The 14,406-nt window shown below is 40.9% G+C and carries 10 protein-coding genes, 20 tRNA genes and 2 rRNA genes; 28 read left to right on the top strand and 4 right to left on the bottom strand.

Features of this window, described 5'->3' with window-relative positions; genetic code table 11:
- The 22 genes from LDK52_RS12120 to LDK52_RS12015 form a co-directional block, all read left to right on the top strand.
- Nucleotides 1-1,337 (top strand): 23S ribosomal RNA (locus LDK52_RS12120); the annotation flags it as partial.
- A gap of 183 nt (nt 1,338-1,520) precedes the next feature.
- Nucleotides 1,521-1,636: ribosomal RNA gene (gene rrf, locus LDK52_RS12115) — 5S ribosomal RNA — on the top strand.
- Between the two features lie 28 nt (nt 1,637-1,664).
- Nucleotides 1,665-1,740, top strand: a tRNA-Val gene (locus tag LDK52_RS12110).
- Nucleotides 1,741-1,754: 14 nt separating this feature from the next.
- Nucleotides 1,755-1,830: transfer RNA gene (locus LDK52_RS12105), tRNA-Thr, on the top strand.
- A gap of 6 nt (nt 1,831-1,836) precedes the next feature.
- Nucleotides 1,837-1,909 (top strand) — tRNA-Lys (locus LDK52_RS12100).
- Between the two features lie 27 nt (nt 1,910-1,936).
- Nucleotides 1,937-2,021 (top strand) — tRNA-Leu (locus tag LDK52_RS12095).
- 17 nt (nt 2,022-2,038) lie between these two features.
- Nucleotides 2,039-2,113, top strand: a tRNA-Gly gene (locus LDK52_RS12090).
- A 15-nt stretch (nt 2,114-2,128) separates the two neighbouring features.
- Nucleotides 2,129-2,217 (top strand) — tRNA-Leu (locus tag LDK52_RS12085).
- 19 nt (nt 2,218-2,236) lie between these two features.
- Nucleotides 2,237-2,313, top strand: a tRNA-Arg gene (locus tag LDK52_RS12080).
- A 5-nt stretch (nt 2,314-2,318) separates the two neighbouring features.
- A tRNA-Pro gene (locus LDK52_RS12075) sits at nt 2,319-2,395 on the top strand.
- A 12-nt stretch (nt 2,396-2,407) separates the two neighbouring features.
- A tRNA-Ala gene (locus LDK52_RS12070) sits at nt 2,408-2,483 on the top strand.
- A gap of 24 nt (nt 2,484-2,507) precedes the next feature.
- Nucleotides 2,508-2,581, top strand: a tRNA-Met gene (locus LDK52_RS12065).
- A gap of 6 nt (nt 2,582-2,587) precedes the next feature.
- A tRNA-Ile gene (locus LDK52_RS12060) sits at nt 2,588-2,664 on the top strand.
- A gap of 10 nt (nt 2,665-2,674) precedes the next feature.
- Nucleotides 2,675-2,767: transfer RNA gene (locus LDK52_RS12055), tRNA-Ser, on the top strand.
- Nucleotides 2,768-2,819: 52 nt separating this feature from the next.
- Nucleotides 2,820-2,894, top strand: a tRNA-Met gene (locus LDK52_RS12050).
- 4 nt (nt 2,895-2,898) lie between these two features.
- Nucleotides 2,899-2,974: transfer RNA gene (locus LDK52_RS12045), tRNA-Asp, on the top strand.
- Nucleotides 2,975-3,081: 107 nt separating this feature from the next.
- Nucleotides 3,082-3,157 (top strand) — tRNA-Phe (locus LDK52_RS12040).
- A gap of 7 nt (nt 3,158-3,164) precedes the next feature.
- Nucleotides 3,165-3,238: transfer RNA gene (locus LDK52_RS12035), tRNA-Gly, on the top strand.
- Nucleotides 3,239-3,244: 6 nt separating this feature from the next.
- Nucleotides 3,245-3,321: transfer RNA gene (locus tag LDK52_RS12030), tRNA-Ile, on the top strand.
- A gap of 4 nt (nt 3,322-3,325) precedes the next feature.
- A tRNA-Asn gene (locus tag LDK52_RS12025) sits at nt 3,326-3,400 on the top strand.
- Nucleotides 3,401-3,407: 7 nt separating this feature from the next.
- Nucleotides 3,408-3,498 (top strand) — tRNA-Ser (locus LDK52_RS12020).
- 6 nt (nt 3,499-3,504) lie between these two features.
- Nucleotides 3,505-3,576, top strand: a tRNA-Glu gene (locus LDK52_RS12015).
- 907 nt (nt 3,577-4,483) lie between these two features.
- Here LDK52_RS12015 and LDK52_RS12010 read toward each other — a convergent pair.
- Nucleotides 4,484-5,395, bottom strand: coding sequence for a 1,4-dihydroxy-2-naphthoate polyprenyltransferase (locus tag LDK52_RS12010; protein WP_277586212.1), 912 nt, complete (start codon nt 5,393-5,395; stop codon nt 4,484-4,486).
- Nucleotides 5,396-5,548: 153 nt separating this feature from the next.
- On the opposite strand from LDK52_RS12010, the gene LDK52_RS12005 reads away from it, so the two are divergent.
- From LDK52_RS12005 to LDK52_RS11985, 5 genes are all read left to right on the top strand, one after another.
- Nucleotides 5,549-6,910 carry an isochorismate synthase gene (locus LDK52_RS12005; protein ID WP_277586211.1) on the top strand — a complete coding sequence of 454 codons (1,362 nt, stop codon included), beginning with the start codon at nt 5,549-5,551 and terminating at the stop codon, nt 6,908-6,910.
- Nucleotides 6,903-8,615, top strand: coding sequence for a 2-succinyl-5-enolpyruvyl-6-hydroxy-3-cyclohexene-1-carboxylic-acid synthase (gene menD, locus LDK52_RS12000; RefSeq protein WP_277586210.1), 1,713 nt, complete (start codon nt 6,903-6,905; stop codon nt 8,613-8,615). Before LDK52_RS12005 ends, menD begins: the two co-directional genes overlap by 8 nt.
- On the top strand, nt 8,603-9,430 hold the full coding sequence (gene menH / locus LDK52_RS11995) for a 2-succinyl-6-hydroxy-2,4-cyclohexadiene-1-carboxylate synthase (protein WP_277586209.1): 828 nt from the start codon (nt 8,603-8,605) through the stop codon (nt 9,428-9,430). The genes menD and menH overlap by 13 nt, the downstream gene beginning before the upstream one ends.
- The gene (gene menB, locus LDK52_RS11990) at nt 9,427-10,245 is read left to right on the top strand and encodes a 1,4-dihydroxy-2-naphthoyl-CoA synthase (RefSeq protein ID WP_277586208.1); all 819 of its coding nucleotides are present in this window, start codon (nt 9,427-9,429) and stop codon (nt 10,243-10,245) included. The genes menH and menB overlap by 4 nt, the downstream gene beginning before the upstream one ends.
- A gap of 87 nt (nt 10,246-10,332) precedes the next feature.
- Nucleotides 10,333-11,751 carry an o-succinylbenzoate--CoA ligase gene (locus LDK52_RS11985; protein WP_277586207.1) on the top strand — a complete coding sequence of 473 codons (1,419 nt, stop codon included), beginning with the start codon at nt 10,333-10,335 and terminating at the stop codon, nt 11,749-11,751.
- Between the two features lie 583 nt (nt 11,752-12,334).
- Here the strand turns inward: LDK52_RS11985 and LDK52_RS11980 are convergent.
- From LDK52_RS11980 to LDK52_RS11970, 3 genes are all read right to left on the bottom strand, one after another.
- On the bottom strand, nt 12,335-13,324 hold the full coding sequence (locus LDK52_RS11980) for a metal ABC transporter solute-binding protein, Zn/Mn family (protein WP_277586206.1): 990 nt from the start codon (nt 13,322-13,324) through the stop codon (nt 12,335-12,337).
- A gap of 102 nt (nt 13,325-13,426) precedes the next feature.
- Nucleotides 13,427-13,660, bottom strand: coding sequence for a membrane protein insertion efficiency factor YidD (gene yidD / locus LDK52_RS11975; RefSeq protein ID WP_093536783.1), 234 nt, complete (start codon nt 13,658-13,660; stop codon nt 13,427-13,429).
- Nucleotides 13,661-13,662: 2 nt separating this feature from the next.
- Nucleotides 13,663-13,785, bottom strand: coding sequence for a hypothetical protein (locus tag LDK52_RS11970; protein WP_277586205.1), 123 nt, complete (start codon nt 13,783-13,785; stop codon nt 13,663-13,665).
- 102 nt (nt 13,786-13,887) lie between these two features.
- Between LDK52_RS11970 and LDK52_RS11965 the strand changes: the two genes are divergently transcribed.
- Nucleotides 13,888-14,352 (top strand): Dps family protein, encoded by a 465-nt coding sequence (locus LDK52_RS11965; protein WP_277586204.1) that lies wholly within the window; start codon nt 13,888-13,890, stop codon nt 14,350-14,352.
- Nucleotides 14,353-14,406 lie beyond the last annotated feature (54 nt).

Below are 14,406 nucleotides of genomic sequence, written 5' to 3'. Positions count from 1 at the left end.
GAGTTCCTGATTTCACACTGCCAAGAAAAGCCTCTAGCGAGGTGAAAGGTGCCCGTACCGCAAACCGACACAGGTAGTCGAGGAGAGAATCCTAAGGTGAGCGAGAGAACTCTCGTTAAGGAACTCGGCAAAATGACCCCGTAACTTCGGGAGAAGGGGTGCTCTTTAGGGTGAATAGCCTTGAAGAGCCGCAGTGAATAGGCCCAGGCGACTGTTTAGCAAAAACACAGGTCTATGCAAAACCGTAAGGTGAAGTATATGGGCTGACGCCTGCCCGGTGCTGGAAGGTTAAGAGGAGTGCTTAGCGCAAGCGAAGGTGCGAATTGAAGCCCCAGTAAACGGCGGCCGTAACTATAACGGTCCTAAGGTAGCGAAATTCCTTGTCGGGTAAGTTCCGACCCGCACGAAAGGCGTAACGATCTGGGCACTGTCTCAACGAGAGACTCGGTGAAATTATAGTACCTGTGAAGATGCAGGTTACCCGCGACAGGACGGAAAGACCCCGTGGAGCTTTACTATAGCTTGATATTGAATTTTGGTGCAACTTGTACAGGATAGGCAGGAGCCTTAGAGCCCGGAGCGCCAGCTTCGGAGGAGGCGTCGGTGGGATACTGCCCTGGTTGTATTGAAATTCTAACCCATACCCGTAACCCGGGTAGGAGACAGTGTCAGGCGGGTAGTTTGACTGGGGCGGTCGCCTCCTAAAGTGTAACGGAGGCGCCCAAAGGTTCCCTCAGAATGGTTGGAAATCATTCGTAGAGTGTAAAGGCAGAAGGGAGCTTGACTGCGAGACCTACAAGTCGAGCAGGGTCGAAAGACGGGCTTAGTGATCCGGTGGTTCCGCATGGAAGGGCCATCGCTCAACGGATAAAAGCTACCCCGGGGATAACAGGCTTATCTCCCCCAAGAGTCCACATCGACGGGGAGGTTTGGCACCTCGATGTCGGCTCATCGCATCCTGGGGCTGTAGTCGGTCCCAAGGGTTGGGCTGTTCGCCCATTAAAGCGGTACGCGAGCTGGGTTCAGAACGTCGTGAGACAGTTCGGTCCCTATCCGTCGTGGGCGTAGGAAATTTGAGAGGAGCTGTCCTTAGTACGAGAGGACCGGGATGGACACACCTCTGGTGTACCAGTTGTTCTGCCAAGAGCATCGCTGGGTAGCTATGTGTGGACGGGATAAGTGCTGAAAGCATCTAAGCACGAAGCCCCCCTCAAGATGAGATTTCCCATTACGCAAGTAAGTAAGATCCCTCAAAGACGATGAGGTAGATAGGTTCGGGGTGGAAGCGTGGCGACACGTGCAGCTGACGAATACTAATCGATCGAGGACTTAACCAAATTTGTTTAACGTAACAATGTCGTTTATCCAGTTTTGAAAGAATAAATTTTTCTAAAATAACTCTTGCAATTTTCTGTAGAGTTGTTATAATAAAACTTGTCTTTCAATTATTTAAGGAACTTCGTTTAAGTTCGCAACATCTATGTTGCAACAACGAAGCCAGCACATCCTGTGCAAGTAAGTCTAGTGATGATGGCGAAGAGGCCACACCCGTTCCCATACCGAACACGGAAGTTAAGCTCTTCAGCGCCGATGGTAGTTGGGGGTTTCCCCCTGTGAGAGTAGGACATCGCTGGGCTTGCAATAATAATTACATAAATTACCCAGGAGGATTAGCTCAGCTGGGAGAGCATCTGCCTTACAAGCAGAGGGTCGGCGGTTCGAGCCCGTCATCCTCCACCATTTACTTTACTCCTGCCGGAGTAGCTCAACTGGTAGAGCAACTGACTTGTAATCAGTAGGTTGAGGGTTCAAGTCCTTTCTCCGGCACCATTTTCCGAGCCATTAGCTCAGTTGGTAGAGCATCTGACTTTTAATCAGAGGGTCGTAGGTTCGAATCCTACATGGCTCATCACTTTTTATAGTGAGTTATAAATTTGCGGGTGTGGCGGAACTGGCAGACGCACTAGACTTAGGATCTAGCGCCGCAAGGCGTGGGGGTTCGACTCCCTTCACCCGCACCATTTAATTTAATAACCGAGCGGAAGTAGTTCAGTGGTAGAACACCACCTTGCCAAGGTGGGGGTCGCGAGTTCGAACCTCGTCTTCCGCTCCAAAGATTCACTAAAGTGCCGGGGTGGCGGAACTGGCAGACGCACAGGACTTAAAATCCTGCGGTAGGTGACTACCGTACCGGTTCGATTCCGGTCCTCGGCACCATTTTTTTTGAAAGACTTATGCGCTCGTAGCTCAATTGGATAGAGCACTTGACTACGAATCAAGAGGTTGCAGGTTCGAGTCCTGCCGAGCGCACCATATAACGGGAAGTAGCTCAGCTTGGTAGAGCACTTGGTTTGGGACCAAGGGGTCGCAGGTTCGAATCCTGTCTTCCCGACCAGTTATTATTTTCGGGGCCTTAGCTCAGCTGGGAGAGCGCCTGCCTTGCACGCAGGAGGTCAGCGGTTCGATCCCGCTAGGCTCCACCAATTATAAAAAACTTTTAAAATCTTGGCGGTGTAGCTCAGTTGGCTAGAGCACTCGGTTCATACCCGAAAGGTCGTGGGTTCGACTCCCTCTGCCGCCATCTTAAGGACCTTTAGCTCAGTTGGTTAGAGCAGACGGCTCATAACCGTCCGGTCGCAGGTTCGAGTCCTGCAAGGTCCACCAACAATATCTTGGAGGAATACCCAAGTTCGGCTGAAGGGATCGGTCTTGAAAACCGACAGGCGGGTCATACCGCGCGGGGGTTCGAATCCCTCTTCCTCCTCCATTTCTAACTTATTGTTTGTGGAAGTAAGAATAATCCTTAAGTATAATATTGTCGCGGGGTGGAGCAGTGGTAGCTCGTCGGGCTCATAACCCGAAGGTCACAGGTTCAAATCCTGTCCCCGCAACCAAAATGGTCCCGTGGTGTAGCGGTTAACATGCCTGCCTGTCACGCAGGAGATCGCCGGTTCGATCCCGGTCGGGACCGCCATTTATTTACTTAGTATTTAACTAAGCTTTAGTTAATTACTTAGATATAAAGATTAATACATATCAATTAATATTTTGGTTAAACAACAAGAAAAATATAATTGAAGAGGCTCAGTAGCTCAGTCGGTAGAGCAAAGGACTGAAAATCCTTGTGTCGGCGGTTCGATTCCGTCCTGAGCCACCATTTTAATGCGGGTGTAGTTTAGTGGTAAAACCTCAGCCTTCCAAGCTGATGATGAGAGTTCGATTCTCTTCACCCGCTCCAAATAGTGGGCCTATAGCTCAGCTGGTTAGAGCGCACGCCTGATAAGCGTGAGGTCGATGGTTCGAGTCCATTTAGGCCCACCATTATTCCGAAGTAGCTCAGTGGTAGAGCAATCGACTGTTAATCGATTGGTCGTAGGTTCGAGTCCTACCTTCGGAGCCATATATATGGGGAAGTACTCAAGCGGCTGAAGAGGCGCCCCTGCTAAGGGTGTAGGTCGGGCAACCGGCGCGAGGGTTCAAATCCCTCCTTCTCCGCCATATATAGGCCCCTTGGTCAAGCGGTTAAGACACCGCCCTTTCACGGCGGTAACACGGGTTCGAATCCCGTAGGGGTCATACTCAAAAAAGGTAACCATTCATTGGTTACCTTTTTTTATATTTGATTTTTAAAAAAGCTAAGAAAGCATATAAAAATACAGCATGAACACCAGTGTGACAGGGCTTTTAAGAATGATTGATACTACTGTTTGCGTTTCAGTGGACGCTTTCCGTGGGCACGGCTTCAATCTCCTCGGGCCAACAGGATGTTGGTCACAAGGCGTTGCGATCGCGATGTGGCGTTCTTAGCCTTTGTCCCTTTCAAACGTTCCTGCGTGGCTTTCAGCTCGTGCACCTGTCGCTTCGCTATCGGTGCAGAAAACATTTGCTGTTCCCACAGGAGTCGCCACCCTGCACTCCAATCAATTAAGTGAGTAGTACTCCTTTTTTACTAGTGGAAAAAAAGAAAAATAGTAAGTGTCTGCCCAATAAAGAAGCGAAATAGCGAACGAAATTGCATCTTCGTGAGCTTCCTCTATTATTAGGATAGTATCTTTTCTTTAGTTACCCCAAAAATGAACTAACCCGTTTCAAAAGTTGTAGAAGGGCGACGGAGAGTCAATAGCCATAAGATTACCGAGAAAAAAAGATGCTGGTCGTGACTTCAGTCACGACCAGCATCTTTAAAAAATCAAACGGTAATTATATAGCAATAAGTCTGTCCAAAGCCCTTCGAAAACAGTAGAAACAGGTTTAGATCCTAGAGGACCGGGCGTTTTTTTTTTTTTTCGGTTTTTCTTATATTTTTTTATTTCTAAATGGTATTCATAATGATCTAGCGTAAGTTTAGCATACCTACTGTCAAAAATGTTTTTACTCCTAGGCTCATTCGGTGATAGTTCATTGGAAACAACCTATTCCTTTAACATACTATAAACAAAAACAGATGAGCAGGAAAATATCGCTCATCTGTTTTTTTGCATTATTAGAGAAAATAGCCAATCAGTAATCCTATGCCTAATAGAAATACAAAAATCGTATTTGTAAGTGCAGTGTCTTTCATAGCTGGTGCTACTTGAATTGGGTTTTCAGTTTGCTTAAACAATTTAATAGCATGTATTGGTTTTTTAAGACTTAAAATGACCAATAAACTCCATGGGGTAATTATTTGTAGGAGTACTAAAGCCATAATCCATAGATAGGATAATACAAAATAAGAAGCTAGAATTGCGATGGCGTTGTTCCTTCCAACTAATATAGCCATCGTTTTTCGTCCGCCTTTAGTATCTTCTACTAAATCTCGAATATTATTAGAAAGCATTATCGCAGCAACAAGCAGGGCACTTGGTACAGATAACAAAACAGCAAATACAGGGACTGAACCTACTTGAATATAAACTGCAATTAATACTATAAGCATCCCCATAAACAACCCACTAAATAGTTCGCCAAAGGGAGTACTAGAAATAGGGTAAGGACCACCTGTGTAGAAATATCCAACTGCCATAGAAATTGCACCAACCACTAATAATAGCCAAGAACTTTCATAACAAATATAGATTCCTAATACGGCAGCTATTACATATAGTAACAGAGCTAGTTGCATAACCGTTTTTGGTTTTACACCATTACGGACAATTGCTCCACCGATACCTACCGATTCCTCACTATCGAGACCTCGTACAAAATCATAATACTCGTTAAACATATTTGTAGCAGCCTGGATTAGTAAACAAGCTAGTAACATAGCAATAAATAATAACCAGTCAATATTTACCTGATATAGGGCAATCATTGTACCTAGAAAAACGGGTGCAAATGAGGCAGTAAGGGTATGTGGTCTTGTTAATTTCCACCAAACGCGCCACCCTTTGTCTGCTTGTAATTCATGTGACATAAAATTTTCTCTCCTTTAACAGAATCCAACCTTTATTTTAGCATATATTTATAGCTAAATGTGTGCCGAAATGTATAGAAAGATGTATGATTAGGGGTAGAGTTAATAAATAAAGCAATATGAAACAGAAGTTATTAAACGGAGGTCATATTTATGCCGAAAACCACCGGTACCATTAATACAAAATACCGTTTTTATACGGAAACAATAGAAGTATCAAGACTATCTGCACAAGCTTTCTTTGAAGCAGGAGACGATCAATATAAAGGTAAGCGTTATTTTTGGCAAAACAAAGAGAAAACGTTAACTTTAGTAGGATTGGGACATGCTCATACTATTTCAAATGATTTAGAAGATAATAGATATAGGGATATTGATACAAAATGGAAGGAACTATGCCAGACCTCTTTAAAGGAAAAAGCGGATGTTTCGCCAATTCTTTTTGGCGGATTTTCTTTTGATCCGAAGAACAAAGTTTCATCGGAGTGGGATACATTTCCTTCTGCTTTCTTTGTTGTATCTACTTTTCAGTTAGTTATTCGACATGACCAAGCATACGTTAACATACATTATATTACAGATCAAGATAAGAGCACGGAAACTTTCGAACAGCTACGTATAGAAAGAGATGCACTAATACACACTGCTCAAGTAAAAGAGTTAAAGGTACATGCTAAACCGTCCTTGATCAAACGGGAAGATCGCTTGAAGGATGAGTATTTACATGCAGTAGAGGATGTAACGAAGAGGATTCGGGAAGATGAAGTTCAAAAAGTAGTAATTGCTAGATCTCTTAAGCTAACGTTTAACGATAATTTCTCTCCGGCTACAGCCATATACAATGCATCAATGGAGCAACCAGAAAGTTATTTATTTGGTTTGGAGAACGGGGAGAAAATGTTTGTAGGTGCAACACCAGAGCGCCTTGTAAAAGTGGATAGTAGTAAAGCGCAATCTGCTGGACTTGCGGGTTCCATAAGACGAGGGAGTAATTCGCTCGAAGATAAGGAACTGGGGGATTCATTATTAACAGATCCCAAAAACTTAGGGGAGCATAAATATGTAGTAGAAATGATTAAGAAAGTATTCATGCAATATTGTGAGGATATCAATGTACCAACTAGACCAAAGCTTATGAAAATCCGAGATATACAGCATCTATATTCTCCTATTGAAGGGAATCTAAAAAAGGGTTCATCGCTTTTCGAGCTAGTACAAGCATTACATCCAACTCCAGCGTTAGGAGGAGAACCCCGTCAGGATGCAATTAGGATTATTCGAGAGTCTGAACAGATGAATCGTGGGTATTATGCTGCACCTATTGGTTGGATAAATGCGGAAGGGGACGGTGAGTTCGCTGTTGGAATACGCTCAGCTTTAGTGGAAAATGAACATGCCTATTTATACGCGGGTGGCGGAATCGTTGCGGAATCATCATCTTTAGATGAATTTGAAGAGACACGAGTGAAGTTCCGTCCGATGCTTAGAACACTTGGAGGAAATATGAATGACTAATATCGAGTATTTAACATCTTATGTAAATCAATTTGTAGAAACGATTAAACAGGCAGGGGTGCAGGATATAGTAATGTGTCCAGGTTCAAGGTCTACTCCACTAGCCTATGCATTTGCTAAAAGTGAGGGTTTTCAATTTTATCGTCAAATAGATGAGCGTTCTGCTGGTTACTTTGCGCTTGGTATTGCGAAAGCTAAAAAAAATCCTGTTGTCTTGTTATGTACTTCTGGAACAGCAGCAGCAAATTTCTTTCCGGCTATAGTGGAGGCATATTACGCTCGTGTACCTTTACTGGTCATTACAGCTGATCGTCCTCATGAACTAAGGGAAGTAGGAGCACCTCAAGCGATAGACCAGCTACATCTCTACGGCAAGCATGTTAAATGGACAGTGGACTTTCCTCTACCAGAAAAAGATGATGCAAATTTAGCATTTGTAGAGCGTCACATCCAACGTGCTGTATCTACGTCGAAAGTTTTTCCGATGGGACCTGTTCATATTAACGTACCATTCCGTGAGCCATTATTGGTTGATATGGAACAAACCTTAACAACAGTGACTATGCAAGTTCCGGAAATCGGTATGCTAGTACCAAGTGAAGAATTTTTAGTATGGTATAAAGACATTCTTCAAAATGAAGAAAAGGGATTATTTATAGTAGGAGATTCCCTTCAAACTACTGAGGGTTTTTGGGAATTTGCAAAAACTATACAGTGGCCAGTTCTAGTTGACCCACTATCCAATTTGCGAACATCTATACCTGCTGATTGCATGGATTTATGTATAGATCAATACGATGCCATTCTCAAAAATGATGCTTTTCAAAAAGCAGCTGCTCCAAATGTAGTAATACGTTTCGGTGCCCAACCAGTTTCAAAGCCGCTTATGCTTTATTTAAAATCTCACAAGCCCGAAATTTATATTGTTGTAGATGAAAGTCCTATTTTTCGTGATTCACTTCATATCGCTACTCATCATGTACAGGTTGCGGCTGAGTCGTTATGGGTAAAAACCCTTGAGAAATCTTCTTCTAACTATACGGATTCCTGGTCCAAAGCAAACAAAATTGCAATGAATCATGTGAATAATTATATTCAAAATGAAACAGATGAAGGTGCATTAGCAGGCGTGTTATTTGAAACATTACCTGATAAGTCTTTTTTATTTGCCAGTAGCAGTATGCCAATACGAGATTTAGATTCATTTTTCAATAAAACAACGCTGGATATTCAGCTATATGCGAACAGAGGAACTAATGGAATAGACGGGGTAGTTTCTACAGCACTTGGAACTCAAGCAGCATTAAATCGTCCTGGCTACTTGCTAATTGGAGATTTGGCTTTTTTACATGATTTGAATGGATTGATTGTGAGTCGATTCCACAATTGTGATATGACGATTATCCTTATGAATAATGATGGCGGAGGTATTTTCTCTTATTTACCTCAATCAACTGAAACCAATTATTTTGAGCATTTGTTTGGCACACCTACAGGATTAGAATTTTCACATATTGCCGCTATGTATAATGCTCAGTACAATGCAGTTCATACGAAGGAAGATTTTAAAGAAGCTTTAGCCGAAGAGAAGTCGAAGGATATTCGTATTATTGAAGTGTTTACGAATAGACAAGTTAATACAGAGACACATCGAAAATTATGGGCGGCTATTTCTAAGGAGCTGGACTCAGTTTGGAAAGTATAACGGTAAATATCCGAGGCATTGATATTCATTTCAACAGATATAATATAGGAGCGAAGGAAAGAATAGTGTTTTTACATGGATTTACGGGTTCTGCAAATACATGGGATGAATTTGTTTCGTATCTGTCAAATACGCTTGAACTGTTGACCATTGATCTTATTGGTCACGGATTAACTTCCAAGCCTATGGATTCTGACCGATATACTGTTGAGGAGCAGGTAGCAGACTTACATGCATTGTTTCAGGAGCTTCAGTGGAGTGACTTTACGCTCGTTGGTTATTCAATGGGTGGTCGATTAGCTCTTTCCTATGCAAGCCAGTATCCTGTAAAAAGACTCATCCTTGAAAGTAGTTCGCCTGGCCTTTCTGACGAAGATGAACGCTTAAATAGAAAAAAATCAGATGAGCAGCTTGCTGATCGAATATTAAATGATGGGCTCCCATCCTTTGTGAGTTTTTGGGAGGCAATTCCTTTATTTTATTCACAGCGTCAATTATCCATGGAGAAACGGCAGCTGATACGACAGGAGAGACTAGCTGGGTCTGAAATAGGGCTAGCAAATAGCTTACGTGGATTTGGTACCGGCGTACAACCCTCCTATTGGAAAAGGCTTGAAGAAGTCATCACACCGACATTTTTGCTAACTGGAGAGCTAGATGGAAAATTTAGCGAGCTTGCGAAAGAGATGAAGAAATACCTCCCTAATGTTGCACATAAAGAAATTAAGGATGTAGGTCATGCAATTCATGTGGAAAATCCTGAATTGTTTGCTACAATAGTAGAGGATATAATTTTAAAGGAGGATGTAAGATGACTCGCGAATGGACAACATTACATACATATGAAGACATTAAGTATGAGTTCTATAACGGTATTGCAAAAGTAACTATTAACCGTCCCGAGGTGCGTAATGCATTTCGCCCTAAAACAGTAATGGAAATGATTGATGCATTTACTCGTGCACGTGACGATAAAAATGTAGGTGCCATTATTTTAACTGGTGAAGGTGAGCACGCATTCTGTTCAGGCGGAGACCAAAAAGTACGTGGACATGGTGGATATGTGGGAGAAGATGAAATTCCTCGCTTAAACGTGCTAGATTTACAACGTTTAATACGTGTAATACCAAAACCAGTTGTTGCAATGGTTGCTGGTTTTGCAATTGGTGGAGGTCATGTTCTGCATGTTGTTTGTGATTTAACAATTGCTGCTGACAATGCTAAATTTGGACAAACTGGACCTAAAGTTGGATCGTTTGACGCTGGGTATGGTTCTGGTTATTTAGCACGAATTGTTGGACATAAAAAAGCCCGTGAAATTTGGTTTTTATGCCGTCAATACGACGCACAACAAGCACTTGATATGGGCTTAGTTAATACGGTGGTTCCATACGCACAATTAGAAGATGAAACTGTTCAATGGTGTGAGGAAATGCTAGAAATGAGTCCAACTGCAATTCGCTTCTTAAAGGCTGCGATGAATGCAGATACGGATGGTTTAGCAGGACTTCAACAATTAGCAGGTGACGCAACACTTCTTTACTACACTACTGATGAAGCAAAAGAAGGCCGAGATGCATTTAAAGAAAAACGTAAACCAGATTTTGGTCAATTCCCACGTTTTCCGTGATTACTGAATGAAGAGAACAAAAAAGCTATCCTTTTTATGGGATAGCTTTTTTACATAGAATACAGAGCATAACTAAAGGAGTATAAAATGTTTCCTAATTTACTATTAAAACGTGCCCATTTAACACCGGATCGCATCGCTTTGCGCTTTACGGGAGAAGTATGGACGTTTCAACAACTTTATAACAAAGCCAATGAGTTTGCAGAGAAACTTCATGCTAAAGGAATACAACCTGGTATGAGAATAGCTATTTTATCAAACTCTAAAGCGGAACTAGTAATTGCTATACATGGTTGCCTTCAACTCGGCTGTGAACTAGTCATGTTAAATGAACGCTTGAGTGAAGTAGAGTTAAATTATCAACTCCATGATAGTAAACCTGACATTTTACTTGTAGACAGTCAAGAAAGAAAAATAGGCTATAGTTTAAGGTTTTCTTTTAATGATATTCATAATAACGAGAGAAAAGTATATTCTATAGAAAGAGATTGGCCAAAAGAACGTACTATTTCTATCATGTACACATCAGGTACTACTGGAAGACCTAAAGGAGTACGCCATTCGTTAGAAAATCATGTGATGAATGCAACTGGCTCAGCGCTACATTTAGGCATTCATCCTACCGATTGTTGGTTATGTACAGTACCTTTGTTTCATATAAGTGGATTTTCTATTCTTATGCGATCTGTGTTATATGGAATGACGGTAAGTCTGCATACTAAATTTGAGCCAGAAAAAGTAGTAGATGAAATATTAGATGGAGCAGCTACTAGAATGTCTTTAGTAGCGGTGATGCTTCAACGTATTGTGTCCGTTCTGGAAAATAGAAATCAGTATTTCCCTAATTCCTTTCAATCTATTTTAGTTGGTGGGGGTCCCGTTCCTTTATCTTATTTAGAACGTGCAATCGAGCGAAATATTCCAGTACTACAAACATATGGCATGACGGAAACTGCCTCACAAACGACGACGTTATCGAGTGAAGATGCCATTCGTAAACTAGGGTCATCCGGAAAGCCACTCTTCTTTGCAGATGTTCGCATTGATGGGGATGAAAAAATGGGCGAGATTTGTATTAAAGGACCTCATGTGACCAAAGGATATATAGGAGCAGCTGCGTCTAAAAAACCGTTAATAGATGGTTGGTTGTATACTGGTGATATTGGTTATTTGGATGAGGAAGGCTATTTGTTCGTTGTGGATCGGCGCTCAGACTTAATCATCTCCGGCGGGGAAAATATTTATCCAGCTGAATTGGAGCAAGCATTAGTAAAACATCCAGCCGTTATGGAAGCAGGGGTTACTGGTCGACAAGATGATAAATGGGGACAAATTCCAATAGCATTTGTCGTAGTAAAAGAGCAAGTTACTATAGGTGAGTTAAAGGTATTTATGAAGACTCAGCTTGCATCTTATAAGCAACCTAAAGAATATTACTTTATAGATGCGCTCCCTCGCAACGGAGCCAATAAATTAGTGAGAAGAGAATTGATAAAGTTAATATGAATCGTTAAAAAGATAAGTAAAAAAAAATGGACCGTGTCACTCTGTAAATGGGATATCAATGAATGAATAAATAATACTACTGATTTTCGTTACAGGTGGGGTACAAAGGCTAAGAGCGCCACATCGTGTTGCAACGCCTTGATGACCAACATCCTGTTGGCCTTCTCGGGGTGAGCGATGAGCTATCACCACAGCACACGCGTCGTTGTGATAGCTCATCTGTCTCACCACCCGAGTCGCCACCTTACACTCCAATCAATTAATTAAGTGAGTAGTACTCAACAATAAGATACAGCACAGCCTATCGCTTGGATGATAAGAGTAGTCGAAGTTAATATAGTGATAAAATCGTCTGTTGAATCAAGGATTCTATTCTGTAAGGAAGGAGATGGACTTATCTGTTTCTAAGAGTTGAAGGAGGGCGGAGGATAGATAAACGCCATAAGATTACCGAAAAAAAAAGGATGCTTGTTGGTGGTGACGTCCGTCACCACCAACAAGCATCCTTAAAAGTTCACTAGGTAATTATATAGCAAAACATCTTTCCAAAGCCCTTCGGAAACGATATAAACAGGTTTAATTGTTAATTCAAAACCGTTCTCAATGTTTCTAGGTTTTTGTTCATCAGTGTAAAATAAGTTTCTTCGTTTTTGATATCTTCCGTTGATAAAACACCTAAGTTGTGCAGAACTAAGCTTTCCGCTCCAATTTCCCGTTGAATTACTTCGGTTAATTTGGATGAAACATTTTGCTCAAATAAAATATAACCTATATTTTTTTCTTCTGCTAAATCGATTAATTTAGTCAGCTCTTTTTGAGATGGTTCATCTTGTGAGTTTAGACCAGCTACTGATAGTTGTTCTAATCCGTATGTGTTAGCTAGATAACCAAACGCAGCGTGCGAAACAAAGAATGTTTTAGTAGATGCAGTCTGTGCCATTTCTTCAAAATCTGCATCTAATACTTGAAGTTCTTTCACAAGTTCTTCATAGTTTTTTTCGAAAGTTTCTTGTTGCTCAGGGGAAATCTCTACTAGAGAGTCTTTAATAGAAAGCGCAAGACTTTGACTTATTTTAGGCGACATCCAAACATGCGGATCGATATCCCCATGATCATGTCCCTCATGCGATTCTGTCGACTCATCCTCATGTTCGTGCTTGTTGGATTCCTCTGTAGTAGCTTCCTCATGCTCGCCAACTGACTGTTCAAATTGTTCGTCTGAAACTGCATCCACCGTAGCCACCATCTTCACTTGTTCCTCTGCTAATGTCTTTTTAGCATTCTCTACAAAACCTTCTAAGCCAAGTCCTATGTAAAAAAACAAATCAGCATCTGCAAGTGCCATCATATCTTTTTGTGTTGGCTCAAATGTATGTTCATTTGCTCCTGCAGGGTAAATAGATGAGACGTTTACAGATTCTCCTCCAATACGTTCAGTAAAATATTGTAATGGATATACGGTTGTATATACCTTTACTTGCCCATCGTTATTTTCCGTTTTCTTTTCGTTGTTTCCACAAGCAGCTAGGAACACAAATAGAAAAAGAACCAATCCTATCTTAATACGTTTCAATAAATTCACTCTCCTAAATAGTAACGATTACGGTTTAAAAAATGATAACTTCATTAGATTACAGGACTTTCGAAAAAAAAGCAAGAAAAAATAGCCTTTGAATTATTTTTTTTTCAAAGGCCATTCATCTGGAACAGGATCTATGCCGCCTTCATGAAAAGGATGACATTTAGATATTCTTTTTACAGTTAAAATACTCCCCTTAATAGCCCCATGTTTTTGAAGTGCCTCTACTCCGTAATGAGAGCATGTCGGATAAAAGCGGCAACTAGGCGGGGAAAGTGGAGAGATAAACTTTTGATAAAAACGAAAAATAGATATAATAATATGTTTCATAATTATTCGACATCCTTAGGTTTAGGATCAATTTTAGGGGATTTATCACTCATCGCTAGCTTGTACAAAAAGGTAAAGCCAAAAATACTAAGTATTATTGCTGCGCCTAATATCCAAAATACCATTATTATTCACTCCAGATAAACTTATTATTATGTTTATTGTAAGAGAGTTGGAGGTATATTAAAAGGGAAAGCAACTAAAATTTAAGGGAGAGTGACAATTTTATGTCAGCAGCATTAAATAAAGAACTAAATAAACAAGTAGCAACATGGTCAGTTATGTATACAAAATTGCATAATTTTCATTGGTATGTAAAGGGACCGTCATTTTTTACTTTGCATGCTAAATTTGAAGAATTATATAACGAAGCTACACTTAATATGGATGAAATTGCAGAACGTTTATTAACATTAGGTGGTAAACCTACTGCTACATTAAAAGAACATTTGGAGCTTTCAGAAGTAAAAGAAGCATCGAGTAAAGAGTCAGCTGACGAAATGGTACAAACGGTTGTAGATGATTTTGATAAAATTATGAAATCTCTTAAAAAAGGGATGGAAGAAGCAGCCAAAGATGAAGATGATATGACAGAAGATGTATTAAATGCGATTTATCAAAAAACAGAAAAACATCAGTGGATGTTAAATGCATTTTTAGGCGACACTAATTCTAATACTGCTAAAAAATAATATAGCTTTAAAGTAAATTAAATTTACCGATATATAGCTTGTTAGGGAGGGATT

It is taken from the genome of Psychrobacillus antarcticus (assembly GCF_029533155.1).
GTDB classification, from domain to species: Bacteria; Bacillota; Bacilli; order Bacillales_A; family Planococcaceae; genus Psychrobacillus; species Psychrobacillus antarcticus.
The sequence above is the reverse complement of the archived record's forward strand: the minus strand, read 5'-3'. Positions and strand labels throughout refer to the sequence as shown.

What these genes read in the sequence shown, in the direction of transcription:
- menD (WP_277586210.1), top strand. Translation starts at nt 6,903, where the DNA reads ATGACTAATATCGAGTATTTAACATCTTATGTAAATCAATTTGTAGAA.
- LDK52_RS11970 (WP_277586205.1), bottom strand. Translation starts at nt 13,785, where the DNA reads ATGGTATTTTGGATATTAGGCGCAGCAATAATACTTAGTATTTTTGGC.
- yidD (WP_093536783.1), bottom strand. Translation starts at nt 13,660, where the DNA reads ATGAAACATATTATTATATCTATTTTTCGTTTTTATCAAAAGTTTATC.
- LDK52_RS12010 (WP_277586212.1), bottom strand. Translation starts at nt 5,395, where the DNA reads ATGTCACATGAATTACAAGCAGACAAAGGGTGGCGCGTTTGGTGGAAA.
- LDK52_RS12005 (WP_277586211.1), top strand. Translation starts at nt 5,549, where the DNA reads ATGCCGAAAACCACCGGTACCATTAATACAAAATACCGTTTTTATACG.
- LDK52_RS11965 (WP_277586204.1), top strand. Translation starts at nt 13,888, where the DNA reads ATGTCAGCAGCATTAAATAAAGAACTAAATAAACAAGTAGCAACATGG.
- menB (WP_277586208.1), top strand. Translation starts at nt 9,427, where the DNA reads ATGACTCGCGAATGGACAACATTACATACATATGAAGACATTAAGTAT.
- LDK52_RS11985 (WP_277586207.1), top strand. Translation starts at nt 10,333, where the DNA reads ATGTTTCCTAATTTACTATTAAAACGTGCCCATTTAACACCGGATCGC.